Annotated in this window: 15 protein-coding genes; 6 read left to right on the top strand and 9 right to left on the bottom strand. The window is 39.5% G+C overall.

The features are described from left to right. Nucleotides 1-294: 294 nt before the first annotated feature. The 5 genes from FJR37_RS03600 to FJR37_RS03620 all read right to left on the bottom strand — a co-directional run bounded on the left by FJR37_RS03600 (nucleotide 295) and on the right by FJR37_RS03620 (nucleotide 14,315). Nucleotides 295-939: a cupin domain-containing protein gene (locus FJR37_RS03600; RefSeq protein WP_039203518.1), complete on the bottom strand. Its 645-nt coding sequence runs from the start codon at nucleotides 937-939 to the stop codon at nucleotides 295-297. Between the two features lie 55 nt (nucleotides 940-994). Next, the gene (locus tag FJR37_RS03605; protein WP_039203520.1) at nucleotides 995-1,573 is read right to left on the bottom strand and encodes a hypothetical protein; all 579 of its coding nucleotides are present in this window, start codon (nucleotides 1,571-1,573) and stop codon (nucleotides 995-997) included. A 3-nt stretch (nucleotides 1,574-1,576) separates the two neighbouring features. Beyond that, nucleotides 1,577-3,742, bottom strand: a complete 2,166-nt coding sequence (pabB, locus tag FJR37_RS03610) for an aminodeoxychorismate synthase component I (RefSeq protein ID WP_168465318.1) — start codon at nucleotides 3,740-3,742, stop codon at nucleotides 1,577-1,579. A gap of 248 nt (nucleotides 3,743-3,990) precedes the next feature. After that, the gene (locus tag FJR37_RS03615) at nucleotides 3,991-13,371 is read right to left on the bottom strand and encodes a non-ribosomal peptide synthetase (RefSeq protein ID WP_168465319.1); all 9,381 of its coding nucleotides are present in this window, start codon (nucleotides 13,369-13,371) and stop codon (nucleotides 3,991-3,993) included. Nucleotides 13,372-13,712: 341 nt separating this feature from the next. Further along, nucleotides 13,713-14,315: a DUF3318 domain-containing protein gene (locus tag FJR37_RS03620; protein WP_053541292.1), complete on the bottom strand. Its 603-nt coding sequence runs from the start codon at nucleotides 14,313-14,315 to the stop codon at nucleotides 13,713-13,715. 74 nt (nucleotides 14,316-14,389) lie between these two features. On the opposite strand from FJR37_RS03620, the gene FJR37_RS03625 reads away from it, so the two are divergent. Then, on the top strand, nucleotides 14,390-14,644 hold the full coding sequence (locus FJR37_RS03625; protein ID WP_039203522.1) for a hypothetical protein: 255 nt from the start codon (nucleotides 14,390-14,392) through the stop codon (nucleotides 14,642-14,644). Between the two features lie 502 nt (nucleotides 14,645-15,146). Here the strand turns inward: FJR37_RS03625 and FJR37_RS03630 are convergent. The 3 genes from FJR37_RS03630 to FJR37_RS03640 form a co-directional block, all read right to left on the bottom strand. Further along, a complete protein-coding gene (locus FJR37_RS03630) occupies nucleotides 15,147-15,956 on the bottom strand; it encodes a DUF874 family protein (protein WP_039203524.1) in 810 nt (269 codons plus the stop codon). A 676-nt stretch (nucleotides 15,957-16,632) separates the two neighbouring features. After that, nucleotides 16,633-17,037 carry a hypothetical protein gene (locus FJR37_RS03635; RefSeq protein WP_039201042.1) on the bottom strand — a complete coding sequence of 135 codons (405 nt, stop codon included), beginning with the start codon at nucleotides 17,035-17,037 and terminating at the stop codon, nucleotides 16,633-16,635. A 95-nt stretch (nucleotides 17,038-17,132) separates the two neighbouring features. Then, nucleotides 17,133-20,159: a valine--tRNA ligase gene (locus FJR37_RS03640; protein WP_168465320.1), complete on the bottom strand. Its 3,027-nt coding sequence runs from the start codon at nucleotides 20,157-20,159 to the stop codon at nucleotides 17,133-17,135. A gap of 323 nt (nucleotides 20,160-20,482) precedes the next feature. Between FJR37_RS03640 and FJR37_RS03645 the strand changes: the two genes are divergently transcribed. The 5 genes from FJR37_RS03645 to FJR37_RS03665 all read left to right on the top strand — a co-directional run bounded on the left by FJR37_RS03645 (nucleotide 20,483) and on the right by FJR37_RS03665 (nucleotide 25,149). After that, nucleotides 20,483-22,729 (top strand): DUF1796 family putative cysteine peptidase, encoded by a 2,247-nt coding sequence (locus tag FJR37_RS03645; protein WP_168465321.1) that lies wholly within the window; start codon nucleotides 20,483-20,485, stop codon nucleotides 22,727-22,729. Between the two features lie 179 nt (nucleotides 22,730-22,908). Continuing rightward, nucleotides 22,909-24,081, top strand: coding sequence for a TRM11 family methyltransferase (locus FJR37_RS26795; protein ID WP_168465322.1), 1,173 nt, complete (start codon nucleotides 22,909-22,911; stop codon nucleotides 24,079-24,081). Between the two features lie 20 nt (nucleotides 24,082-24,101). Next, nucleotides 24,102-24,293 (top strand): Bpu10I family restriction endonuclease, encoded by a 192-nt coding sequence (locus FJR37_RS26800; RefSeq protein WP_254434499.1) that lies wholly within the window; start codon nucleotides 24,102-24,104, stop codon nucleotides 24,291-24,293. Nucleotides 24,294-24,494: 201 nt separating this feature from the next. Continuing rightward, nucleotides 24,495-24,719 (top strand): hypothetical protein, encoded by a 225-nt coding sequence (locus FJR37_RS03660; RefSeq protein ID WP_168465323.1) that lies wholly within the window; start codon nucleotides 24,495-24,497, stop codon nucleotides 24,717-24,719. Then, nucleotides 24,712-25,149, top strand: coding sequence for a putative toxin-antitoxin system toxin component, PIN family (locus FJR37_RS03665; RefSeq protein ID WP_168465324.1), 438 nt, complete (start codon nucleotides 24,712-24,714; stop codon nucleotides 25,147-25,149). Before FJR37_RS03660 ends, FJR37_RS03665 begins: the two co-directional genes overlap by 8 nt. A gap of 36 nt (nucleotides 25,150-25,185) precedes the next feature. Here FJR37_RS03665 and FJR37_RS03670 read toward each other — a convergent pair whose 3' ends face one another. Beyond that, nucleotides 25,186-26,682 carry an acyl-CoA synthetase gene (locus FJR37_RS03670; protein ID WP_168465325.1) on the bottom strand — a complete coding sequence of 499 codons (1,497 nt, stop codon included), beginning with the start codon at nucleotides 26,680-26,682 and terminating at the stop codon, nucleotides 25,186-25,188. Nucleotides 26,683-26,721: the final 39 nt, after the last annotated feature.

Raw genomic sequence — 26,721 nt, forward strand, 5'->3', positions numbered from 1 at the left:
AGGTTGGGTCAAGCGACAGCGCAACCCAACGCTCATGTTGGGTTTCATGCTAATTGCTCCGCGTTCACGCAGTGTCCCGCAGGGATACGTTCACGTTCCACAACCCAACCTACCAATCAAGGCTTTTTTTACAGCAGTTTTCATGTATTTGTACCACACGCTAATTTTTCTATTCCTTTCTTCCTTTGCGTCTTTGCGCCTTTGCGTGAGATATAAAATGTGGTTCATTTACCCGAAAATCGCTGTAATTTGGCTAAGGTATTATTAGCATCAATTTTCTTAGAAGTTGGGTATCTATAGTGAAACCTTAACTAAAGAAATCGTTTGATCTGAAGTATTATACCCACTATGGGAAACACCAGGGGGAGCATAATAAATGCTACCATATCCTAAAAGTTTTTCTTCTTCCCCTACTTTCATCATCATTTGCTCATTAACAATAATGCCAATTTCTTCTTTGGTACTTGTATATATGGGTAATTTTGCATGGGCAGGAATTTCCCAAACAGCTATTTGAAACCATGAACAAGCACCGAATTTACAAGAAAAACCTGTTGTTTTATCTATTGTAGGTTGGAAAGTGAGGATAGGTTCATCAATGACCTGATCTGATTTATCTGATTGAGATCCTATTAAATATTTCATCTCAAATCCCAGAACATTTTCTTGAGAAAGAATCGTAGAACCATGAGGAATATTACTTCCGGCAATATAAGCTTGTTGGAATGGCTCTAAAATTGCTTTCTGATCATTGACATTAATTTCCACAGAACCAGAAAAAAGCATCCCCATTTGGCTTTCTGGATGTTGGTGAGGTTCAAAAATTGCTCCTGGTAAGATATTAGCTAATTGAATAACTATTTCTTGACAATGAAAAAGTGTCAACTCTAAATCTGGGCGCGGCTTGATAGTTTGAGGAACTGGGAAAAATGTTGACATTTTCTAATTATGTAAATTGATATAAATGGGAAGAGAATCAGACACCAGAAAGTTCTCATTGGAAAAGTTGAGGATTTTTGATCCCAATAACTCCCTGCTGTCTATTTTGTTGACGACCATATACGAGCCAAGCTGTTTGCACAGAGCCAATAACTTCATCAACTACTAATACATCAGGATTTTCTTCAGCAAATTGTAAAGCTGCAATACCGCTATCATACTTACCCGCCAGCAAATTTTGACCCACCACGGGCTTGGCCGTTTCATGGATAAAAGTTGAGTAGCGTTCTGTATTGACATAAGCCCGCGTAGCAGGCATTAATCCTAGACTGCGGGGATGTTCTACATCACGACGAGTTAGGAGTCCCATAGCACGAGTTGGACATAAGAAGCTATCAATTACGAATACTTCCCGAAAGTATTTTTCTGTTAATTCATAAACTTTAGGATGAGCAGAGTTTTGGATAATAAAGTCAACTTTACCATCATGTAGTAACTCCAGTGCGTCTAACAGATCATTGAACAGTTCTATTTTGGCATTAGCCACTTCTTGAAACTCAATATAAGATTGAGTCGCTAGTTCATGGCAAGTTCCAGATGGTCCAAGAGTTGCAAAAATTAGTTGTTTATTCATTGCCTACACACCTACTTTTTCATAGTTATCAAAAACCTCTGTTTCTGTTCCCTGGATATAATATTCATCGGGATCAAAACCGCCATTTGTTGTGATCATCAATGCCTGAATCAATGCCTTGGCTTTCAGCATGATTTCTTGAAACTCCATTTGGGGATCAGAAAGTGCCACAATACCACCGCCAACACCAATCGAAGTTTGTTCTGGGGTCAGGACAGCGGTACGAATGACAATATTTAAATCGGCTGAACCATTCAAACCCAAAAAGCCGATTGCCCCTGAGTATACGCCCCGTGCTTCTTGCTCTAATCGATCAATAATTTCCAGGGTTCTAATCTTAGGTGCGCCAGTCATAGAACCCCCAGGAAAGGCATTATGAATGCAGTCTACGGCACTCATATTAGCTCGTAATTGACCGCGAATTGTCGTCACTAATTGATGTACTGTTGCGTAGGTTTCTACATCCATTAATTTGGGTACATGAACCGTTCCCACTGCACAAACCCGTCCCAAATCATTTCTAAGTAAATCCACAATCATCAGATTTTCCGCTCGATCTTTTTCACTGTTCCGCAATTGTTCACAGAGGATAAAATCTTCTTCAGGTGTTTTTCCTCGTGGTAATGTTCCCTTGATAGGTTTTGTTTCTGCCCAACCTTGGCGATCAATTTGCAGAAATCGTTCTGGAGATGAACAGGCAATTCCCACATCACCAAAGCGCAAAAATGCAGCATAAGGAGCAGGATTGATGCGGCGTAATGAACGATAGAACTCTAGCGGATCAGGTGTTGTATCTGTGTAAATCTGGTTTGTTAAACAAACTTGATAAGTTTCTCCTTCGTGAATTTCTTGTAAGCATTTTTCAATATCATCAAGATAAGTCTTTTTAGACCTGCTTAATCTAAAAACAACAGGTGTTTTTTCGTTTTGAGGAACAATAGGCGACAGAGGAGGAAGATTGTTAACTTGGTGTGTGATCGCTTCAAACCAATCTTCGGCGGAGGCTGTTTGTCCTTTCTGAATTAGACAAAGCAGATAGATAGTTTGCTCTTGGTGATCAATTGCAATCATTCGATCTGCTAACATAAACATGGCATCAGGTAAGGCAGATGTGTGATTGAATTTTCCTCCAGATTCTGCCTTTAATTCATAGCCAAAATAACCCACAAACCCGCAGTTAAAATCAAAAGGTAAATGCTCAGATGAGCAATGTCGTCGTTGAATTTCCCGCTGGAGATAATCAAAAATCCCCTCTGTTTTGAAACTGACAGTATCGGACTGTGTAATTGTCAGTTCTTGCCCTTGCGTCCGATAATGAATTAGGAGACTGTTTTCACCACTGTTATCTCCCATGAAAGAAAAGCGAGAAAGACCAGGTTCAACCCGACTGCTATCTAACCAAAATGCACTGGCTGATTTACTAAACAAATGTACAAACATCTGTTCTGTATCGGGACACAAATTCAATTTGCGCGTACAAAGTTCAAATTCCTGTTGCTGTTTTTTGTTAGTAGAATTTGTGGGTAAAGTCTCATTCCCGTTATTTCCTGTCCAATAATGTTTTTTCGGACTTTTATCTCGTTCCTGGGCAAATTTTTGGGTAATCTCTTTAAAATTCTCAAACAAAGTATGTCCATACTCAGTACAGATGGACTCTGGATGAAACTGCACACCCCACATTGGTAAAGAGCGATGGCGCATTCCCATGATCAGGTTGTCCTCTGTCCACGCTATTTTTTCTAAACAGTCCGGTAGGTCATCTGCAACCAGCAAAGAATGGTAGCGCACCACAGAAAAAGGAGAAGGTATTCCCGCAAACAAATCAGTAGCAGTATGATAAACCTCACTGAGCCGACCATGTCGAACTTCAGGCGCGTGAATAACTTTTCCTCCATAGCTAAATCCTAGTCCCTGATGTCCCAAGCAAACGCCTAGAAGTGGTACTTGGGCATTTTCAATCATTTGACGACAAATACCAAAATCTTTTGATTTTTCTGGACGACCAGGACCTGGTGAAATCACGATGTTATCAAATTCCCACTGTTTGAGTTCATCCCATATAACTTGATCGTTACAAATCACAGTGGGATACTCTCCATTGACTTCTGCAATCAATTGGTAAAGGTTAAAAGTATAAGAATCGTAGTTGTCAATAATCAGGGTTTTCATGTTTAAATCCTCTTAATTAACTCGTCAAAAGGGCTAAAGCCCAACTACATACAAAAGTGGCTCTTGCGTCTCTTTTATGGTGATTGAGGATTGATGATAACAAAACCCTTACGGGACAAGGGTTATAAACAATTATTTCCATATTTTCAATGAAATGCCTACACAATAGGGCTTTCAATGATTTTGAACCAGGTTTTCCATAAAAATAACCGAAGAACCACAAAAGTTTGATAGGTTTCCAGCAATTTTTATCCATAAACTCTATCTTTTAAGATTTCAACATAATTTTGCAGCATTAATTGAATATCTTTGTAACTAAAATATGTCTGATCGTATTCTACATGAATGCTGACATTTCCTGATAATGATTCCATGGAAATAGCATAATTTAAAGGAAAGTTAAACTTGTCATAAATCATTTTTCTCTGTACCTTTAAGCTAGTATGCTTGTCCACAGTTTTGGTATTATGGAAATTTACAAAATTAAACGTAGCCAAAAATAATTCCGTTGTTTTTTGATCTGACAAAATTTCCAGCAGTGGATATCTCACACAAGGTTCAATATCAATTAGGGTTTGCTGGACATTTTTAATTTGCACACTTTTATCTTCTGTAATTGTTTGACAAAATGGCACAATATTCCAGAACAAACCCAAAGCTCCGAAGGGATCAGATAATCTTTCTATCCTACCATTAGAAATAACTCCTACAGAAACCTGATTTTCTTTCATGACAATACTAATGAGATCCAGGTATGTACTCAAGAAAATTGCTTTTGGTGAAACTTTTAATTTCCGACAGTATTCACGTAAATCAACAATTATTTCTGCGTTAAAGTTTTCTTCTATGGCTTTCTGGCTATCGGAAGCAGATTTTACTTGAAATACGGTCGTCTTTAACGGCTGCAATGGTTTATATTTGTAATTTTGCAAATGAAGTTTCCAGAAATTTGATGCTTCTGTTGAGCTAATGATTTCTTTCTCTAAAGCGACAAATTCCTGATGCACATTATTTGCAGGAATCACGGTTATTTCTTCTCCTTGCTTGAGAGCAGAATATAATTCCTCTAGTTGATTTACAAATTCAATACTACTCCAACCATCTGTAATTGCATGGTGCATTGACATGAAGAATTCAATGTGATTTTCAGCTTTAGCAAAAATCCATAATCTAAAAAGTGCTTCATTGCAATTCTCAACGTTGAATAAATTTTGCCTATCTTGCTTTATGATTGCATCAATGTAATTTTCCTGTTCGTCTGATTTGATGTGACTAATATCTTGTTCATTGATGGAAAAATTCAGATTTTTTCTAACCACTTGACATACTGGTTTTCCGTTCTGAAAAATAAACACCGTTCTCAAAGTTGGATGTTTTTCTACTAGAATTTGTAGAGCTTTTTTGAAGGCATTTATAGCAAGATTTTCATCATATATATCTAATGATTCCTGTCCGTGGTAAACCCCCATTTTTTGATGATCATTCGCGTAATGATGCAACATAAACTCCTGCATTTTGGCAAGAGGATATGCGAATTGTGTATCATCAGGTAATAACTCAGAGATATCTTGAGTCAGTTCTAATAAATGTAGGGGGACAGGAACATTATTTTCCTGATGCTGATAATTATTTATTGGTTGAGAAAAGCCGTAAATTTCCTGGTTTGCAGATACATCAATAGATAAACAATGAGTAATTAGAAACCGCAAATTTGCTGCAAAATCTTCAGCGAGATTTTCAATAGTGTCTCGGTGGTGAAAATTTTCGCTGTAAGTCCAATCTAGTTTTAACTGACCATCTACTACGAGTCCATTAATATCTAGTAAATGACTGCAATTCTCTTGCTGGCTATGTTCCACTCCCACTGATTCAGAAGCTAGTTTAAAGAAGGAATTTTCTTGTCTTCCCCAATCGAATTGTCCCAAATAATTGAAACTAACTTCAGCTTTTGGCATTGTTGAAAGTTGAGAGATAATATCTTTATCCCCACTCAAATAGCGCAGCAAACCGTAGCCAATACCTCGGTTGGGAACAGCACGCAGTTGTTCTTTGATCGACTTAATAGCATCTCCCAGATTATCTGTTGCTTTTAACTCTAAAAGTACGGGAAAGATGGTCGTAAACCAACCGACTGTCCTCGATAAGTCTACATCTTCAAAAATATCTTCTCGTCCATGACCTTCAAGATCAAGTAACACAGAATTACTACCAATCCAACTACCTAAAGTCTGCAATAAAGCAGTTAGCAAGATATCATTAATCTGGGTTTTATAAGCTTTAGGAACTTCCTGCAATAAAGCGCGGGTTTCCTCAGGTGAGAGTGAGACTGATATGATCTGATTGAATGCTACAGTATTAGCACCCAAGGCATGATCAACTGGTATACGGGTTATCTGTGTACGTGAAATACCTTGCCAATTAGTTAGTTTTTGCTTTACAATATCGGACTGTGCGTAAGAATTCAGTTTCTCAGCCCAATATTTAAAAGAGGTCGTTTTAGGACGAAACTGAATTTTTTCACCGCGACTAATCTGTTGGTAAGCTGTTTCTAAGTCTTCTAACAAAATTCGCCAAGAAACGCCGTCTACTGCTAGGTGATGAATAATTATTAATAATCGGCTGGACTTGTTAGTACCTAGACCAAAAAACCCTACTTGCACTATTGGACCAGAAGCAAGATTTAAGCTAGTTTGTAGGGAACTAGCAGTGGCTTCAATAGCCGCTTTTTGTTCTGCATCTGGTATGTCCGATAAATCTACATAAGAAAAAGGAATAGTATCATCAGGGGTAATATTAATCTGTTCCTCATCGGCAGGACAACGTAAACGCAGAGTATCATGATGTAATAATAATTGTCGCAGCACTTCCGGGAATAAAGTCCAGTCAACTACCCCAGATAATTCCAGCAGCAATGACTGATTAAAGTGGTGAGGTTCTGGGAAATTTTGCTCTTTGAACCAGTGTTGAATAGGTGTCAGCGGTAATAATCCTGTTACCAAACCTTGTTCTGCTTTCACCGTCTGAGTGATGTTAGTTACTGCCGCCAATTCAGCAATCGTCTGGTTTTGAAATATCTGTTTAGCCGTTAATTGTAATCCAGCTTGTTTAGCTTTAAAAATAATCTGAATACTGAGAATAGAATCTCCACCCAACTCAAAGAAATTGTCATGGATACCAACTTGTTTAAGATGCAGAACTTCACACCATATTTTTGCTAGTATTTCTTCAGACTCCGTGCGCGGTGCTGCTAGATCCGTTTCTATTTTATGGCTTGTTGTATCAGGTTTAGGTAAACCACGCCGATCTACCTTACCATTAGGGGTAAGAGGCAGAGCATCCAAAACCACAAAAGCAGAAGGTATCATGTAATCTGGTAACTTCTGTTTCAGGAAAGAGCGCAATTGCGACTGGGGTAAAGACGTTTCACTCAACGTCCCTACTATGTATGCAACTAAGCGTTTAGAACCAGGAATATCATCAGAATCAATCACTACCGCTTCTGATATTTGGGGGTGTGTAATCAGTAAAGTTTCAATTTCCCCCAGTTCAATGCGAAAACCGCGTATTTTCACCTGATTATCAATGCGACCCAAAAACTCAATATTCCCGTCGGGTAAATAACGAGCTAAATCCCCTGTTTTGTAAATACGTTCTAATGGATTAAAAGGATGAGGAATAAATTTTGCATCTGTTAAATCTGGACGGTGGAGATAACCTCTAGCTAAACCCATACCACCAATATGCAACTCCCCTGGTACACCCATAGGAACTGGTTGTAAATAGCTATCAAGAATATAAATCTGCACATTATCAAAAGCATTGCCAATTACTTGTTTTGGCTGTGTATCCTCTGTTGCTAACTTTGATAAGTCGTATACTGTTGACAATACCGTTGCTTCTGTTGGTCCGTAGCCGTTCATTAATAGCGGTGGTGCTTTTAAATTCTGAATACTTGACCTCTCCTCCATGCACTTTTGCCACAACTTTAATTTTTCTGGTAGCCATTGTTCTCCCCCAGTTGATAACAATCTTACTGATGGTGGTAGGGTTTCATTTGTTGTTGCTAATTCCGCAGTTAACTGCTGCCAGTAGGCTGTTCCCACCGTTAATACTGTTAATTTCCATTCCCAGCACTTCTGTACAAATGTGGAGACAGCACCCAACATTTCGGCAGTCCGTAGCACTAAAGTTCCACCACATATTAAACAGGGATAGATTTCTTCTGCGGCTGCGTCAAAACTAATAGATGCTGCTTGAAGAACTCTGTCTTTATTGTTCATCCCATACTTATCTCTTACGGTTTGGGTTAAATTCACTAAAGACCGATGTTCAATCATTACTCCTTTCGGCTTTCCTGTGGAGCCAGAGGTATAAATTACATAGGCTAAATTATTGGCTTTAACTTGAGTTTGTGGGTTTTTGTCGCTTTGAGTGCTGATTAATTCCCAATCGGTATCTAAACAGATCACCTCTAAGCCAGTATTTGGTATTGAGTTCACTAACTGCTGTTGAGTTAGTAGCACTTTTGCCTGAGAATCATCTAACATATAAGCTAAACGCTCGGCTGGATAAGCTGGATCTAAAGGAACATAAGCACCACCAGCTTTGAGAATCCCTAATAATCCTACTACCATTAACAGCGATCGCTCTACACATATTCCTACTAAAACTTCTGGATTCACACCCAGTTTTTGCAAATAATTTGCCAGTTGATTTGCCTGTTGATTTAATTCCTGATAAGTTAGTTTTTCCCCTTCAATCTCTACTGCTACAGAGTCGGGGGTTTTGATTACCTGTTCTTCAAATAATTGATGGATACATTTATCTAATGGATAATCTTTTTTAGTATTATTCCAATCAACTAATAATTGATATTGCTCAATTTCTGTTAACAATGGTAATTGGGAAATAGGTTGCTGTGGATTGGCGACAATTCCCGTTACTAAAGTGTGGAAATTTCCTGCCATGCGAGCAATTGTTGAATCATCAAACAAGTCGCTATTATATTCCCATTCGGCTATCAATCCAGAAGATGTATTCTCAATTGAGAGAGCTAAATCGAACTTCGCTATTCCCGTTTCCACAGGAAATGAACTTATACTTAACCCTGGCAAATCTAAACTTGATATAGGAACATTCTGGAGATCAAACATCACCTGAAACAGAGGCAAGTGACTCAAAGAACGCTCAGGTTGCAAAGCATCAACTAATTTCTCAAAGGGCAGGTCTTGATGACTGTATGCTTGCAGAGATACCTCCCGCACCCTCATTAGTAACTGCTCAAAACTGGGGTTGTCTGACAAATCAGTTCGCAGCACTAAAGTATTCACAAAAAGACCAATTATCCCTTCTATTTCCGGGCGATTACGTCCAGCAATGGGTGTACCAATTACAATATCCTTTTCCCCTGTGTAACGATAAAGCAAGGTAACAAAAGCCGCAAAAAACGTCATGAACGGGGTAACTCCTGCACTCTTGCTAAGTAGGTTCATAGCCTCACCTAGGGACAGAGGAAGTGTAAATTGTTGATGTTTTCCCCGGTTTGTTTGAATAGCAGGTCTGGGTCTATCGGTAGGAAGTTCTAATAAGGTGGGAGCGCCTTGAAGTTGTTTCTGCCAATAGGATAACTGCTCTGTAATTCTCCCTTGTTCCCACCACTGTCGCTGCCAAACGGCAAAGTCTGCATACTGTATGGGTAATTCAGGCAGTTCAACAACTTTTTGAGGGGTTTTGTCATTACAGAATGCAGTGTAGAGTGTTGCTAATTCTTGGACAAATACCCCCGTTGACCAACCATCAAAAATAATGTGGTGTGCTGTGAGGATAAAAACGTACTCTGTTGAGGTAAGCTGTAAGAGAGTGGCACGTATTAAAGGTTCTCTTTCTAGATCAAAAGATCGCACTGCCTCATTTTGAACTAATCGCTGCATTTCCACTTCTCGTTCCTCGGTCGGCATATACAGCAAATCTACAATTTCTAGTGGCAAAAAAAGAGTTTCAGCGATAACCTGAATAGGTTGATCTTCTTGTGTGACAAAGTTTGTCCGTAACGCTTCATGTCGGCGGGTAATTTCGTTCAGGCTCGATTGTAGCGCAGTTACATTAAGTTTCCCGCTAAACCGCCAAAGAATAGGGATGTTATAAAACGCACTATTGGGATCTAATTTGTCTAAAAACCACAATCTCGCTTGTGCAAAGGAGAGCGGGAGGTTTTCTGTCCTACCAACTGGTTTAATTGCAGAAAGATCGTCCTTGTGTAGAAATACCGAAATCTCTGCTTTATGTTCAGCCTGGAGTTGTGGTGTCAAACTTTTTGTTTGCAGTTCTGGCAATTTCCCCTGAATTGTCTCACAATACTCGGCAAAACTAGCTATAGTTGGTGCTGTAAATAAAGTGCGGACGGACAAATCCATCTGCAAGATTTGACGTAGCCGAGATATGATTTGGGTAGCGAGCAGGGAATGACCACCGATTTCAAAGAAGTTATCGTGTATACCTATATTTTCTAAATGAAGCACCTCTTCCCAAACAGTAGCAATTGTTCGCTCGACATCCGTTTGGGGTGCAACGTAATTTGCTGCTGAGTCAGGTCTATTTTGGTCAGGTTTCGGTAAATTGCGCCGATCTAACTTACCATTCGGAGTTAGAGGTAAAGCATCTAAAACCACAAAAGCAGAAGGTATCATGTAATCTGGTAACTTCTGTTTCAGGAAAGAGCGCAATTGCGACTGGGGCAAAGAGGTTCCAGAGGAAGTTTCTACGATATATGCAACCAATCGTTTAGAACCAGGAATATCATCAGAATCAATCACTACCGCTTCTGATATTTGAGGATGTGTAATTAGTAAAGTTTCAATTTCCCCCAGTTCAATGCGAAAACCGCGTATTTTCACCTGATTGTCAATGCGACCCAGAAACTCAATGTTACCGTTAGGTAAATAGCGAGCTAAGTCTCCTGTTTTGTAAATACGTTCTGATTGCTTAAAGGGATGAGCAATAAATTTTGCATCTGTTAGATCTGGATGGTGGAGATAGCCTCTAGCTAAACCCATACCACCAATATGCAATTCCCCTGGTACACCAATAGGAACGGGCTGGAGGAAGCTATCAAGAATATAAGTCTGGACATTATCAAAAGGAGTGCCAATGATTTGCTGTCCCTGTGTATTCTCTAGGCGCAACTCCGATAAATTGTATATCGTTGATAATACGGTTGCTTCTGTTGGTCCATAGCCGTTCATTAACATCGGTGGCGCTTTTAAATTCTGAACGCGCGATCTATATTCCATGCTCTTTTGCCACAGGTTCAATTTTTCTGGCAGCCATTGTTCTCCACCATTAGCTAACAACCTTACTGATGGTGGTAGGGTTTCATTGGTTGTTGCTAATTCTGCCGTTAGCTGGTGCCAGTATGCTGTTCCCATCATTAATACTGTTAATTCCCATTCCCAGCACTTCTGGATAAATGTGGAGACAGTACCCAACATTTCAGCAGTCCGTAGCACTAAGGTTGCACCAGAGACTAGACAGGGATAGATTTCTTCTGCGGCTGCGTCAAAACTGATCGATGCAGCTTGCAGAACTCTGTCTCTATTGCTTATCTCATATTTGTCTTTTACCGTTTGGGCAAAGTTCGCTAAAGACCGATGTTCAATCATTACTCCTTTCGGCTTTCCTGTGGAGCCAGAGGTATAAATTACATAGGCTAAATTATTGGCTTTAACTTGAGTTTGTGGGTTTTTATCGCTTTGAGTGCTGATTAATTCCCAATTGGTATCTAAACAGATCACCTCTAAGCCAGTATTCGGTATTGAGTTCACTAACTGCTGTTGAGTTAATAGCACTTTTGCCTGAGAATCATCCAACATATAGGCTAAACGTTCTGCTGGATAAGCTGGATCTAAAGGAACATAAGCACCACCAGCTTTAAGAATTCCCAATAATCCGATGAGCATTAAGGGCGATCGCTCTACACAAATTCCTACTAAAACCTCTGGATTTACACCCAGTTTTTGCAGATAATTTGCTAGTTGATTTGCCCGTTGATTTAATTCCTGATAAGTTAATTTTTCCCCTTCCAACTCTACCGCTATAGCGTCGGGTGTTTTGATTACCTGTTCTTCAAACAATTGATGGATACATTTATCTAATGGATAATCTTTTTTAGTATTATTCCAATCAAATAATAATTGATATTGCTCAATTTCTGTTAACAATGGTAATTGGGAAATAGGTTGCTGTGGATTAATTAAAATACTTTCTAGTAAGGTTTGATAATTTCCTGCTATTCTTTCTACAGTGGAAATATTAAACAGATCAGTGTTGTATTGCCAGCAAAAATTAAACTCACTACCAGTTTTAATAATCGCCAAATCTATATCAAATGCTGATCCTCGTTGATGTCCTTCTATTAAGAATGGCGACATCACTAAAGATGATTTTTGGCTATTATCATACCAGCGATGCTCTTGCCAAGTTAAAGAAACTTGAAACAGAGGAGGACGACTAGAATCTCTTTCATGAATAAGCTGTTTTACTAATAGGGGAAAGGGATAATCTTCATGCTTCTTAGCCTCAGAAACTGTGCGACGGATTTGAGCAAGAAAATCTCTGAAGGTGGGATTTTCCCCTAGATTTGCACGTAATACTATGGGGTCTGTAAAGTAGCCAATAATACTTTCAAATTCCTTTTTACCTGACCGACCTGCAACTGGACAACCTACTAGGATGTCTTCTTGTCCTGATAAGCGGTAAAATAGGATAAAAAATGCAGCCAGGAAAATTCTATACAGGCTTGTTTTTTCTAATTCTGACAACTTTCTCAGCCTGGAAAGCAATTCTTCATCTAACTTGATGATGTGTGTGCTACCAGAGTAGGTTTGCACATTTGGTCTAAGTTTATCTACGGGCAAGTCTAAGACTGGCAACTCACCTATTAATTGTTTATGCCAGTATGCTGAAATTTGTTCACCTTGAGAACTTGACAACATCTCGGTCTGCCAACTTACATAATCTGTGTATGATAGCTTTGGAAGAGAGAGACTATTATCTGTTTGAGAATTATAAATATCTGAATTTTCAATAATTTGTAAGTCAGCTTGAGACGATGTTTTTACTTCTGTAGCATACAGAATTTGCAGTTCATTTAATAATATGTCAAAAGACCACATATCTCCAGCAATGTGGTGCATTGCCAGTAATTGGATATGTTCTTCTGATGATCTTGTAAATAGATGTACCCGCAATACTGGACCTGTTTCCAAGTTGTAGGGACGCTCGGTTTCTGTCAGAATTTGTTTTTTCAAGTAGTCTAAATTCCAAGCAGAAGCATCTGTTATTTTAATATCTATCTCTTGGTATGGGTGAATTACTTGAATAGGTTGATCTTCATACTGTGCATAAGTAGTTCGTAGGATAGGATGACGTTCTACAATCTGAAGCCACGCTCTGTGCCATGCCTCCAAGTGTAAATCTGAGTTTATCCGTACTGTTGTATAGATATTGTATGCGATACTCTGGGGTGCTATCTGGTCAAGAAACCACATCGCTTGTTGACCGTAGGAGAGGGGAAATGATTTTGCTTCCTCTGTAAGTTGTGGCTGCCTTTCCAAAGAAGAATTGCTCTGCATTGCTAATTTATAACCTTGTTATCCGTGAGTTTAATTGTAGTCGTTAGAGGATGTTTGAAAAGTGGTATTCCGTAATTTTCATCACATTGCTACCCCCCCTTAGTCCCCCCTTGTAAAGGGGGGAAACAATAAAAATCCAGTTCCCTCCCCGTTACAAGGGGAGGGTTAGGGTGGGGTAAAAAATATTTGATACATCAACCATAACTTTTCGAACACCCTCTTAGGGAGGTACAGAAAATATCACAACCATAATAACAGAAATTCGTACTATGATTCTTCGATTTCTAACGGGTAAATGGGTATCCTGGTATCTACGTTCCCTGTTCCCTTTGAATGTACATCTATTGATAATTTTTAGGAATACCAACTTGTGATAAACCAGCAATTACTTTCAAGTTTTGACAACGAATTAATTCACTAAAATTTAAACCAGAACGCCCTTCTATTGTTCCTACGGCTTCAATAGCTGTTAACAAATGTTGGGCGGCTTCAGTTTCTGAATAACCCCGTCTTTGGGCGATTCTAATAGCGACTGTATCAGCAGTTAATTCTGACTCCTGGGATTTATTCGTGCGCCAAATCCGGATAGCCGCTACAGCACTTAATCCCCCGGCTATTACCACACCTACCACATCCGCCTGGACTGCTTCGAGTATTCCCCCTACAAGCCCTGCTAACACCACACCTTGATAAACATTAGGTTGCAGCCATTTCACCCCTATTAACCAGCTTACCTTCTGTAATAGGAGTAAATCTCGTTGAGGTTTTGTCAACCGTCTCCATAAGTCGAAATTAATATATATTGGTCTTGCTTGACTTAAGGGCAGGGGAAAAGCCGCATCTATTACCTGTTTTTGTTCTGGTTTACTGACGATTTTGGTCATCATTCGCCCAGAAGCAGGCATTACATCCAACAACCGACGAATTTCAATATTTGGTTCCATAACACCCATTATTAGTCATAATTATGTATATTCAATGACTACTAAGATTACACTCTATTCCACTTTATATTTATATGGACGCTTTTGATCCCAATCCGCCAGAATGGACTAATCAAGCCGTACACGCCTACCAGTTTCATTGTCCCAAATGCCATGCTGGTAGTCGAGATGCTGTTAATGTGTGGTTAAATAGAAGGTCTCCTGTAAGTACCCCAGATCGTCGTCGGAAGTGGCAAGAATTCTATCATTGTCAATGCAGTTATGTCTGGTGGGCTTGGAGTAATGACAGACCACCGACGGATTTATCTAAGCAAAATCAAAATAATTAACTGCTTTGAGGCAGAGCCTCTATATGGCATTCCCAGTCGGAGACTGGGAACGAGAGATTTTGTTTATAAGGAAGAACGCCGAAAACCCTTGAAAATGTGGCTGACTCAGGAAGCCACATTTGGGCTTTAGACAAGGGATGAAGGCTAGTACCGCAAGGCGGAAGTCAAAAGTCAAAAGTCAAAAGTCAAAATGAAGACAGTATAGGCTTTTGGAGGATTTAGAATGGTTGGTTTATTTACGCCGTTTTGTACTAGAGGCAGGATAGATCCTGCATTGATTTTAATCCATATTCGTGATACAACTATATTGTCACTAAAGACATAAAAAGCTACCGAGGGACTCTCGGAAAGTTACGCTTGTCAGATATGATTTCGCCCGCCAGGGCCAACGAAATCAGGGCAAGAACCCAAATATTTAAGGAACCCTGCCTGAAACTGGGATAACTGAGGGATATAGACTGAAACTCTCTATAGAATCTCTGCGTCTTTAGACCGGAGAGTGTCAATCTAAATCTGGTTCAACACCAAGCGCACGAAGTTGGGCAATTAATCTTTCGGTTTTTTGCCTTTCTTGTTCTAACTTTTGTCTTTCTTGTTCAGCTTTTTGTCTTTCCTGTTCAGCTTTCTGTCTTTCTTGTTCAGCTTTCTGTCTTTCCTCCTCTGTGCTGGTTAATATCCAATTACCGTCTTTGTCGTACCAACGTAACCAAGGCATTTCGACGTTTTTATAACTTCCTTGCCACACTCCTAAACCTAATTCTATTTCGGGAATCCAAAACCGAAAATCTGATAATTTTACTTCAGCATAACGAGCGCCTGTTAACTGAAACATTCTAAATTCAGATTTATAACGATCAAAGATGGCGTAATAGGGTACTCTTAAAATTTGTTCGTAAACTTCCCATTTACCAGGAGGTTTTTCTACATCTCTTAATATTGTCCCTAAGTCTTCTTTCTCTGTTCCTGGTGAGAGTAATTCAACAATAATATGAGGATTAACCGCTTCTTGCCAAACCACATAACTTAACCGCAAATCTCTTTTGTCATAAAGAGAGGGAACACCTAACACTGCAAACCAATCAGGGCGTTTATACCATGAAGGATGACGCAAATCATAGTAAAGATTCAGATCACTTCCTGTAAATATTTGGTCGCTAGGATAGTCAGGGGGACGGAATGTTTCTGCTAATAATTGTGGTTGGAATAAATGAAATTGATCTGGCAAACCAGGTTCCTCCGGGTCTTCGCTAGGAAGATCATACATTGTCGGTAATGTTTCTTTAGGGGAAAGTGGCGGATCTGTTTGATACATTCTTAACAATCCTAAAGATAGAATTTCTATTTCTAAAATGTAGCAATAATTCAGAAGTTGTGGTTTTATTTTAGCATTATATTAAGACAGATAAGGCAGAGCCTCTAAAATAACATTCCCAGTCAGAGACTGGGAACGATTTAGAGGGTGTTTGAAAAGTTATGGTTGATGTACCAAATATTTTTTACCCCACCCTAACCCTCCCCTTACTAAGGGGAGGGAACTGGATTTTTATTTTATTGTTTCCTCCCTTTATAAGGCTATCATGTACACACAAGTTAAATTACCCCCTTAATCCCCCCAATGCTTTGGGGAGAAACCGAAAAATCTAGTCCCCTCCCCTTTGCAAGGGGAGGGTTAGGGTGGGGTAATTTGAGGAATAATGGTGATTCGATAACTTGTGTGTACACCGTAGCTTTATAAGGGGAAAGGGGGGTAACAATGTGATGAAAATTACGGGATACGACTTTTCAAACATCCTCTTATACAGGTGATCAAGCTTCACAAAACACATGATAGCGGCTGCGTCCCATTGTATTTCTTTGATTGATATTGGTATGGAGGTTGAGGCAGAGCCTCTATGATGGCATTCCCAGTCGGAGACTGGGAACGAGAAATGGCACGCTACGCTATCAGCAAGCCCTATTTATGCTTCAGTTTGTTTACGATTATTTCCTTAACGGTTGAGACTTTCTTTTAAAGCTTCAATTTGTTCACGACGGGCTTCTAATTCTAAACTACGACGGGCTAAATCTTGATTTTGTAAAGTTAAACTTTGTTGCCAATTCTCCATTTTTACCGCTTCTTGTTTGAGAAATTCAGGAGTAACTCCTGTAGAAAGATAGGTTTGCACTAAATTAATTACCCAGTCAGTGGCATCTTTAATTGTTTCAATTTCACCTTGAGGAGATAGTTCAACTAATACTAATAATTTATTAATTTTAGTGTTTCCCTTTCCTAAGAGAATTAACATTTCTTCCGAAATTGTCAGCCAAAAGTTTTTTGATTCTTGACGTGCTAATAAACGTAATTGATACTGATCTAAAAAATCATTTTTATGTATTTGGGCAAGATATAACATAATTGCTAAGGAATAGGTAATGGGTAATGGGTAATAGCGAATCTTTCCAATCACCAATTACCCATTATACTTATACTAAACTCAGGAAGCGATATCTACGATAATGTTTCCAACCGTATACGTAAAATTTCTGCTTGTTTTTGTGCTTCTGCTAAAGTCTCTCTTGCAGTCTGTACTACATCTGCGGGGGCTTTATCCACAAACTTAGAATTGCTTAATCTTGCACTTAAAGATTGGGCTTCTGCTTCGGCTTTTTGTAAGCTTTTCTCCAGTTTTGCACGCACAACTTCAACATCTACAACTCCTTTTAAAGGAATAACTACCTGTACAGTCCCGACAACACCAGCAATGGAATTTTCTTTTTCCGGGGGTGCAGTTGGTGGTAATTCTGGTGCAGTTGGTGTTTCACTGGGTGGAAAGTATTTTGCAAATAACTCTTCTCTTGCTTGGGCATTGAGTAAATAGCGGAAAGCAAACCAAACTACATAACCCAAACCAACTATTTCAAAGTCAGTTCCAAATATGGGAATATCTAAGGCAGTATTTCCCACAAATATAGCTACTTTCAAGCCGATAAGGGCGACAATTGTTAAACCAATTATCTTTAATCCACCCCAATATTTATTATTTTCAACTTGTGCAATCTCTTGGGGAACAACAACAGGATTAGTATCAACAATTGTTAAATTTTCTACCTTGGCTAAATCTTGAATATAAGCCTGTCCAGCAGTGAGAATAAATCTTTCACTTGCGCTTTCAGTTTGTAAATTGGCGGTAATTTTTACCCCTGGTTTAATATCTGCTTCTGCCCGTAAATTACGAATTGTGCGAATTGTGCCAATTAATAAATCAAACTGTGTCTCTAAAGCTGAATCAATGAAATTTTCATCGGCTTCAGGATAGGATTGCAAAGGTAAAAGTTGGGGATTTTCGGCAGGTTGTTGGGTGAGAGTTTGCCAAATTTCTTCAGTAATATGAGGCATAAAGGGATGGAGTAATTTTAAAATCCCTTCGAGAATGTAAGCAATGATTTGTTGGGCTACTTTGCGAGATGCGGGTTCTGCATCTTTCTGTAATCTAGATTTAACTAATTCAATATACCAATCACAGAAATCACCCCAAATAAATTCATAAAGTCCCTTTGCTGCTTCACCTAAACCATAATTATCAATGTCATGATTAGTTTGTTTAACAACTTGGTTGAACCGGGAAACAATCCACTTATCACTTAATTCTGTGGGAATTGGTTGACCTAATTGGGCTGGGGTTTGTCCATCCAAATTCATCATGACAAATCGGGCAGCATTCCACAACTTATTGGCAAAATTGCGAGAAGCTTCGACAGAGATAGATTCATCTTTTTTGCGGTCATATTCTAAACGAATATCTTGACCTGCGCCCGCAACTTCCTTAATTAAGGTATAGCGTAAAGCATCAGTTCCATATTTGGCAATCAACAATAAAGGATCAATACCATTATTTGCTGATTTGGACATTTTCTTATTATTTTCATCCCTGACCAAACCATGAATGTACACAGTTTTAAACGGCATTTTTCCGGTAAAATGTGTTCCCATCATCGTCATTCTAGCTACCCAGAAAAAGATAATATCAAAACCAGTAACTAGGGTTGCTGTGGGGTAATATGCCGCTAAATCTGCTGTTTCTTCTGGCCAACCTAAAGTAGAAAATGGCCACAGTCCCGAAGAAAACCAAGTATCTAAAACATCGGGGTCTTGAACTAATTTCACATCTTCCCCAAATTGCACTTTGGCTTTTTGTAGCGCTTCTGCTTCATTGCGGGCGACAAAATAAGGTGTGGAGTCGGTAATTTCTCCTTCAGTTTCGCTGACAGCATACCAAGCGGGGATTTGATGCCCCCACCACAACTGGCGAGAAATACACCAGTCACGCAGATTTACTAACCAATCACGATAAACTTTAGACCAGCGTTGGGGGACAATTTCGGGGGAATCTTGGTTATCGAGGAAATCTAAAGTTTTATCAGCCAGAGGGCGGATTTTTACAAACCATTGGGTAGAAAGCAGAGGTTCAACAGGGACTTTTCCGCGATCGCTATAAGGTACTGTATGTTTATATTCCTCAACCTTGACCAAAACGCCTTCAGCATCTAAACGGGCTACCAAATTTTTCCGCGCCACAAAGCGGTCTTGACCTTGAAAATCACCGGCATTTTCATTGAGTGTGCCGTCCTTATTCATAATATTAATGAAGGGCAAATCATGACGTTTACCCATTTCAAAATCATTGGGGTCATGGGCTGGAGTCACCTTCACGCAACCTGTTCCAAAGGTCGCGTCCACCAATTCATCACCAATAATCGGGATTTCCCGGTTCATAATTGGTAAAGTTACGGTTTTCCCAATCAGGTGTTTATATCTGTCGTCATGGGGGTTAACAGCCACACCTGTATCACCTAACATAGTTTCGGGGCGAGTTGTCGCCACTTCCAGAAAGCCAGAACCGTCGCTGAGAGGATAACGGAAATACCACAGATTCCCATTTACCTCCTTGGGTTCTACTTCCAAATCAGACACCGCCGAACCAGAAGCGGGACACCAATTGACTAAATAGTTACTACGATGAATTAATCCCTCTTCATGAAGGCGAATAAATGCTTCTAAAACAGATTTTGATAAACCTTCATCTAAAGTAAAGCGTTCCCGCGTCCAGTCCACAGACACGCCTAACCGTTTTAACTGATTAATAATTGTCCCACCAGATTCCGCCTTCCATTGCCAAGCCCGTTCTAGGAACTTTTCTCGCCCTAAATCATGGCGAGTTTTGCCCTCGGCTTTGAGTTGCTTTTCTAAAATCGTTTGTACAGCAATGCTGGCGTGGTCAGTTCCCGGTAGCCATAGGGTGTTCCGTCCCTTCATGCGGTGGTAACGTACCAGGGTGTCAATGATAGCCCCTTCAAAGGCGTGACCCATGTGCAAACTGCCAGTTACGTTAGGTGGAGGGATAACGATGCAGTAGGGTTCGCCTTTGTGGTTGGGGTCAGCTTTGTAAACTTGGTTGTCTTCCCAGAATTTTTGCCATTTGGCTTCTGTGGAGAAGGCTTCGTAAAGACTGGGGAGATTAGGAATAGTTACAGTCATGCTGGGAATATTAATTTTATTACAACTTTACTAAATTTTGCCACAGGCTTGGAAAACCTTGGTCATCTGTTGGCAATTTTAGATTTTAGATTACCGTAGTTTTCATGTATTTAGACCACACTCTTGATTCCTCTTTGCGCCTTTGCGCCTCTGCGTGAGACAAAAAAATGTGGTTCATTTACCCGAAAATCGCTGTAAAAAAATTTGGTACAAATGCACATATTTTTTATCCTCACTAGGTATTCTATGTGATAGTCTGTCAAGGTATTTGCCAGGATTCCGCCTTTACGCATAGCATTGTACACCTAAACCAGCAGAAACATATGTATCAATTCCAGGTTAGTGCTTCCACACAAACTGGTGAATCCATTGGTATCGTCGGTTCTACTCCCGAATTGGGATTGTGGGATATTACCAAATGTGTTCATCTTCGGACAAGTGGCGATTGCTATCCTTTATGGTGGACAGATCAAGAAATTGACATCCAATCGTCTGATAATTGCCAAAGAGTTGAATACAAGTATGTACGCATTGATGCCAAAGGACGGGGACAATGGGAAGCTATAGGTGCAAACCGTTGGCTACCAATTAACAGTGAAGAACAATCCCGGACTATTGTTGTGGATGATGGTGCTTATGGTTATTTACAGCCCTATCCCTTTGGATATTTTCGGGATGTTACTGACAATAAACCCATTGCAAAAGAGTCAGACGGTCTGAAAATTGTCGTGATTGGCAGTTCTGTGTCCTTGGGCTATAAAGCTTGGTTATTGAGAGGTTGGGCTTGGTTGTTGGCAGAGGATTTGCAGCAAAAATATGGACATCAAGTAATTAATTTATCAGAATCGGGCGCAAATGTCAGCAGAACGATCGCTCGATTCGCCTCAGTTGTCACCCCAGAACAACCGGATATAGTAATTATTGCCTTATCTTTGGGTAACGAAGGGTTAGCTTATTGCCCTCCTCACGAACGCCGCGCAGTACAGCGACGTTTTGAAAGTGGCTTGCAGCAGTTGGTAAAAATGACCCGGAAACTGGGCGCACGTCCAATTTTAGGAGGAGTCTATCCCAATGGCGATTTTTCCCCTGAACATCATTGGTTGTTGAAAGATACACACAACCGAATGTTGAATTGGGGTGTGCCGGTTTTGGATTGGTTAGCACCATTAGATAATGGTCAGGGACGCTGGCAAGAGGGAATATCCTTTGACCCATCTCACCCTAACACCATCGGTCACAACCTGATGTATGAGGCCATAGACCTGCGCCTCTTCCAAATTGAAAAAGACGAATTAGCAAAAGAAAAACAACGCTTCTGGCAACCGAACGAAGTTCCCATCTATCTTGATAATGCAGGTTTCTATATCTGTGCATCTATCGAAGACAAGAGTTTGCGGATTAAAAATCCATCAAAATATAGTTATACCATTGCTGCTTATTGGCAAGAATTACAAACTGTTCTACAAAATAAGGCAGGATTAATCCCCGGTATTTACATTGCCAAAAATACCGAACCAGGAATACTCCCCTTCTTTGCTGTGCAAGAGAATGGAACTATCTCCACAACCCTAAATATTCCCCCTGGCGCTGACTTGGAATATAGTGCGGCTTTCAATCTTTTTGCACCGAATAACTCCCAGGTTTTATTCTATGATGGGCATCTGGGGATTTTACAAAAAGATGAACATCACATCTGGATTATCAACGAATCAGATAATGAGTACAATATCCAGCCGATGTGGACGGAGATCCGCAAAGCATTAAAAGCTATACCATCGGGTGTATATGAAGATCCCCTTCAACCCGATGCACCTTTTCGCACCATGATGATTGGTAAGGATGGGTTAGAAAGTCGGGTGAAAGCGCCACCGAAATCAGCAGTATTTTTGGAATACAAATGCAAATTATCGGATATTAGCCGTGTGGCTATTTTGCCGTTGGGCGATCGCTGTGCCGTCCGCATGATGTTGTATAAGATGGAATACGATGGTCCAGCTTTTCCCTTTGATTTGACCCGCACGACCAAGATAGCAGATATTGCAGATATCATCGAAAACCGTTTTTATGATATGTGGAATCCTCATTTGCTGCATTACAATTCCGAGGAACACAGAATTTATCATAGCAAATGGGGCGGTCTATCCTTTGCCCATGAAGTTGAGGATACGGAAGACCCTGTTAACGATATGTCTCCCATCCATGAACGGATGCGAGTGCGGTATACGGCACGTTCGGAAAGGTTTTGGTATGCCCTCGATCATTGTGACGAGGTGCTGTTTATTCGCACAGGAATCGCTGACCGAGGTGGAGTAATTGATCTGTTGAATAAGTTGGAAAAACAATGTCAAGGTAAGCCTTTTCAACTGTTGATTCTTTCTCCCCAATCCTCCGATGAGTTCTCAAATCTGCCTAATGTATTGCATTACAATTTCGAGTTTAATCCTGATCGAATGTATGACGATTTAGAACATTGGATGTATTGTACAGATGTGATGAAAGGGATTTTAGAATCTCTGGAAGTGTCCAGTAAAAACCTGTTTTGGTGTCCACCAAACCCACAGAAGAAGTAAATAAATATTTGGCGTTGTATTTTGAAGTTTGAGATTTTGAATTTTCCAATTTCATGTTCAATGTAGCAACGCCAAATATCCAAATCTCTATGTTATAATGGTGAGTGATAGTTCCAAAAATGTTCAACTAAATTGATGAGTTTACGAAGATACGCTGATAAACAGAGGAAGGTTAGGAATTGAAAGAGTTTGATAAACCCATCCCCAAAGAAAAACTTGATATCGTCGAGAAAACTAGATCTAATCTATTTGCTTGGCGCGGTCAGTTTTCACCGCAACTTGTTGAAGTTATATTAAATGCATATTGCCTATCTAATTCAGTCATTCTCGATCCTTTTGCAGGTAGTGGAACTGTTTTGCTAGAAGCTGGTATTTTGGAATTTGAAGCATATGGCTTTGAAATTAATCCAGCCGCTTGGATTCTCAGTAAAACCTATGAATTTATCAATGATATCGAAAAGAAGAAATCTGTCAATGCTATTAGAAGTTTAATAGATAAGGAATTTCCTTTCAGAATTTTTGAAAATGGCAGTGAAGTACAAAATCTGCCAGTGAAGTTGAAAGAAATTAGAAATGAGCTAGATAAAGAAACAGCAAAAATATTTGATGCTTTGGTGATTCTACTTGATGTTGCAAACAATAAAGTAACTAATGAATTTATACAATCAAAATTTGCCGATTTAGCAAGTTTGATTGAAAAGCTTCCCTACTCTAAGAAGCAAATAAATGTAAGTCTATCAGATGCTCGATCTCTGCCATTGAAAAATGATCAGATAGATTTTGTAGTCACGTCTCCACCGTATATAAATGTATTTAATTGTCATCAAAATTACCGTAGATCAGCTGAAATATTAGGGTGGGACTTATTAAAGATAGCTAAGTCAGAAATTGGATCTAACAGGGCAAACAGAGGCAACCGATTTTACACAGTAATTCAATACTGCTTGGATATGGCTGATACTATGCAAGAGCTTTCCAGAGTGAGCAAAAATGAAGCTCGCATTGTATTCGTGGTCGGACATGAATCTAATGTCCTTGGAGTGCCTTTTTATAATGCTGACATCATCGAAAAAATTGGATTAAGGGCTAATCTTTTCAATAAAACTTTAAGGCAAAAGAGAGAGTTCAAGAATAAGTTCGGGAAAATTATCAGGGAAGACCTGATCAATTTTTCAAATTTAAATAACAAGAATTGCAAGGACATAGTTGAGCAAGTTGCGAGAGAGGTAGCATTCGATGTTTTGAAAAGCGGTCTTCCTTTGGTATCCTCAAAAAATCTCAAATCATTAGAAGATGCAATCAATAAAGTTGAAGATATTGGCAGAACTCCAACTTTAGATAAAAAGTTTTAATCGTGCGAAAAACAAAGCGTATGTCTTCCAATATTCGTCAGGAGTATCGAACACCAGAAGAAAGGCAGATCCATAGACCGGAATACGTAGATTTTTTGGATTCCTCTAAATATTATGCCGATGTATTTCAAAGGATGATTGACAAGATCCAGGCTCTAATTGATGATACAAGCCCATCAATGGAAAATGTTCTCAATCAAGGGCATTTTTAATACTCCTGGCGAGAACGCGCACCTGAAAAGCAACAAAAAGTTTTAGAGTTTACGAAAATTCAGGTTATTTCAATCTAATGGCGATCGCGTAGCAATGCTGTAAGCGATCGCTCATCGTACTAAATTGGAAGCGATCGGGCTTTTGGATATAATGAGGTGAGGTAGCGATACCCTTAGAGTTTTCTTTGGAGTCTAAAACCGATGGAAGTTAAAGAGATTAAAATTTATGTTGATGCAGAAGCCGCAAAGGTTTATGAATCAGCCGTATTTGATGAGCGTCAAAAAATCAATGTTATCCTTAGCTTAAGACTGAAAGAACTCGCCAGACAGCGCCGACCACTTGAAGAAGTGATGAGTGATATCAGTCGCAAGGCAAAAGCCAGAGGACTAACCCCAGAAATTTTGAATAACTTGTTAAATGAATAACGTGCGATACGTTTTGGATACAAATGTGATTATTAGTGCTTTATTATTTGAAGGCAGCAAGCCTGACTTAGCACTCAAATTTGTGCTGCAAAATGGCAGTATTTTACTATCACTAGAATTAATTGTAGAAATTGATGAAGTTTTAAGTCGTACAAAATTTAGAAAATACATTACAGATGAGGAAAAAGAAGAGTTTTTGGAAGGTTTGCTAGATAGGGGAATATTGATTGAAGTAGTTGATGTTGTCAAAGAATGTCGTGATCCTAAAGATGATAAAATTTTAGAATTATCGCTGAGTGGCAAAGCTGACTTGATCATTAGTGGAGATAAGGATCTATTGGTTCTCAATCCATTTCGCTCAATAGAAATACTATCTGTTGAGCAGTTCTTGAAAGGCATTGATGACTATCTACCAAACAATCAGGCATAATCAATCACTGCATCCAACCGCATGATAGACTAAACTCTAGCCTGAAGATGAGCAAAATAGTTCAAACACCTGCGGCTTAGTTACTTTCCCCATAGCATTACGGGGTAATTCATCAACTATCAAAATGCGAGTGGGAATCTTATAAACTGCCAATTGCCCCTTTGCCCAACTCCTCAAAGATTCTAATGTCAATTGACGTTCTGGTAGTAATACTAACGCCGCACAAACTCGCTCACCCCATTCTAAATCTGTCACCCCAACCACTGCACATTCTTGAATATCTGGATGAGTTCTTAACACTTCCTCAATTTCTAAAGCTGAAACCTTATACCCTCCTGTTTTAATGATATCAACGCTCATTCGACCTAAAATACGATAGTTGTCATTCTCGACTATTGCCGTATCTCCAGTACAAAACCACCCATCTCTAAATGCCTTTTCTGTTGCTTGGGGGTTTTGCCAATATTCTAAAAACACTCCAGGGCTTTTAACTTGAATTTCTCCTGGTATTCCTAGTGGCACTAATTCTCCATTTTCATCTACTAATCTAACTTCAACTTGTGGTAAAGGTTGACCCACATATCCTGCGTATCGTTGACCATGTAAAGAGTTGGATAGCGCCATACCAATTTCCGTCATTCCATAGCGTTCTAGGAGAAAATGACCGCTAATATTCTGCCACTTTGCTAATACTTGCACTGGTAAAGCTGCTGAACCAGAAACCATCAGACGCATTTTTTCACATCCTGCGGTCATGGTTTTTTGGCGTTCCTGAGTATCATTTTCCCAAGCAGCAATTAATTTTACATAAATTGTTGGTACTGCCATAAATAGGGTTAAGTTACCCTCACAAATCCGATTCCATACAGTTTCAGCATCAAATTTGCTTAATATATGACATTCCGCACCAGCCCATAAAGCACAGGTCAGGACGTTGATAATCCCATGAATATGATGTAATGGTAATATATTTAGGATGCGGTCATCTGATGTCCATTCCCAAGCAGTAATTAAGCTAGTTACTTGCGCTTGAATATTGTCATGAGTTATCACCACACCCTTGGGTTTACCTGTTGTTCCACTGGTATAGAGAATTAATGCCCGTCTTTGAATATCTATATTTGGTAGGGTAGTAACATGATCTGGGAGTGTTGCTGAGGTGAGAATAAAGCGTAAATTTTTTTCAGTAGCAAGCGATAGCAGTATATCCTCAAATTGGGGATGGACAACAATAATTGATGCTCCCGAATTAGTAATCACATACTCCAATTCTGGACGGGGGTGAGAAACACATAACGGTACCGCTATTCCCCCAGCCCGCCAAATTCCCCACTGAGTGGCTACATACTCAAACCCAGGGGGGATAAGAAAAGCAACTCTCTGTTCTTGTAAGTCTTCTGTATCCTTCAGCAGACCTGTGGCAATTAGCCCAGAGATGTGGAGTAAATCACTATAGCTAAATACGTCTTCACCTGTAACAATTGCTATTTTTTTGTTATGCTTTTTAGCATGAGTAATCAAAGGGAGATTCACTTTTCTTTACCAATTTATCTATGATTGTTTACTTAGGGA

Source organism: Aphanizomenon sp. UHCC 0183, from assembly GCF_009712065.1.
In the GTDB taxonomy this organism is placed as follows: domain Bacteria; phylum Cyanobacteriota; class Cyanobacteriia; order Cyanobacteriales; family Nostocaceae; genus Dolichospermum; species Dolichospermum heterosporum.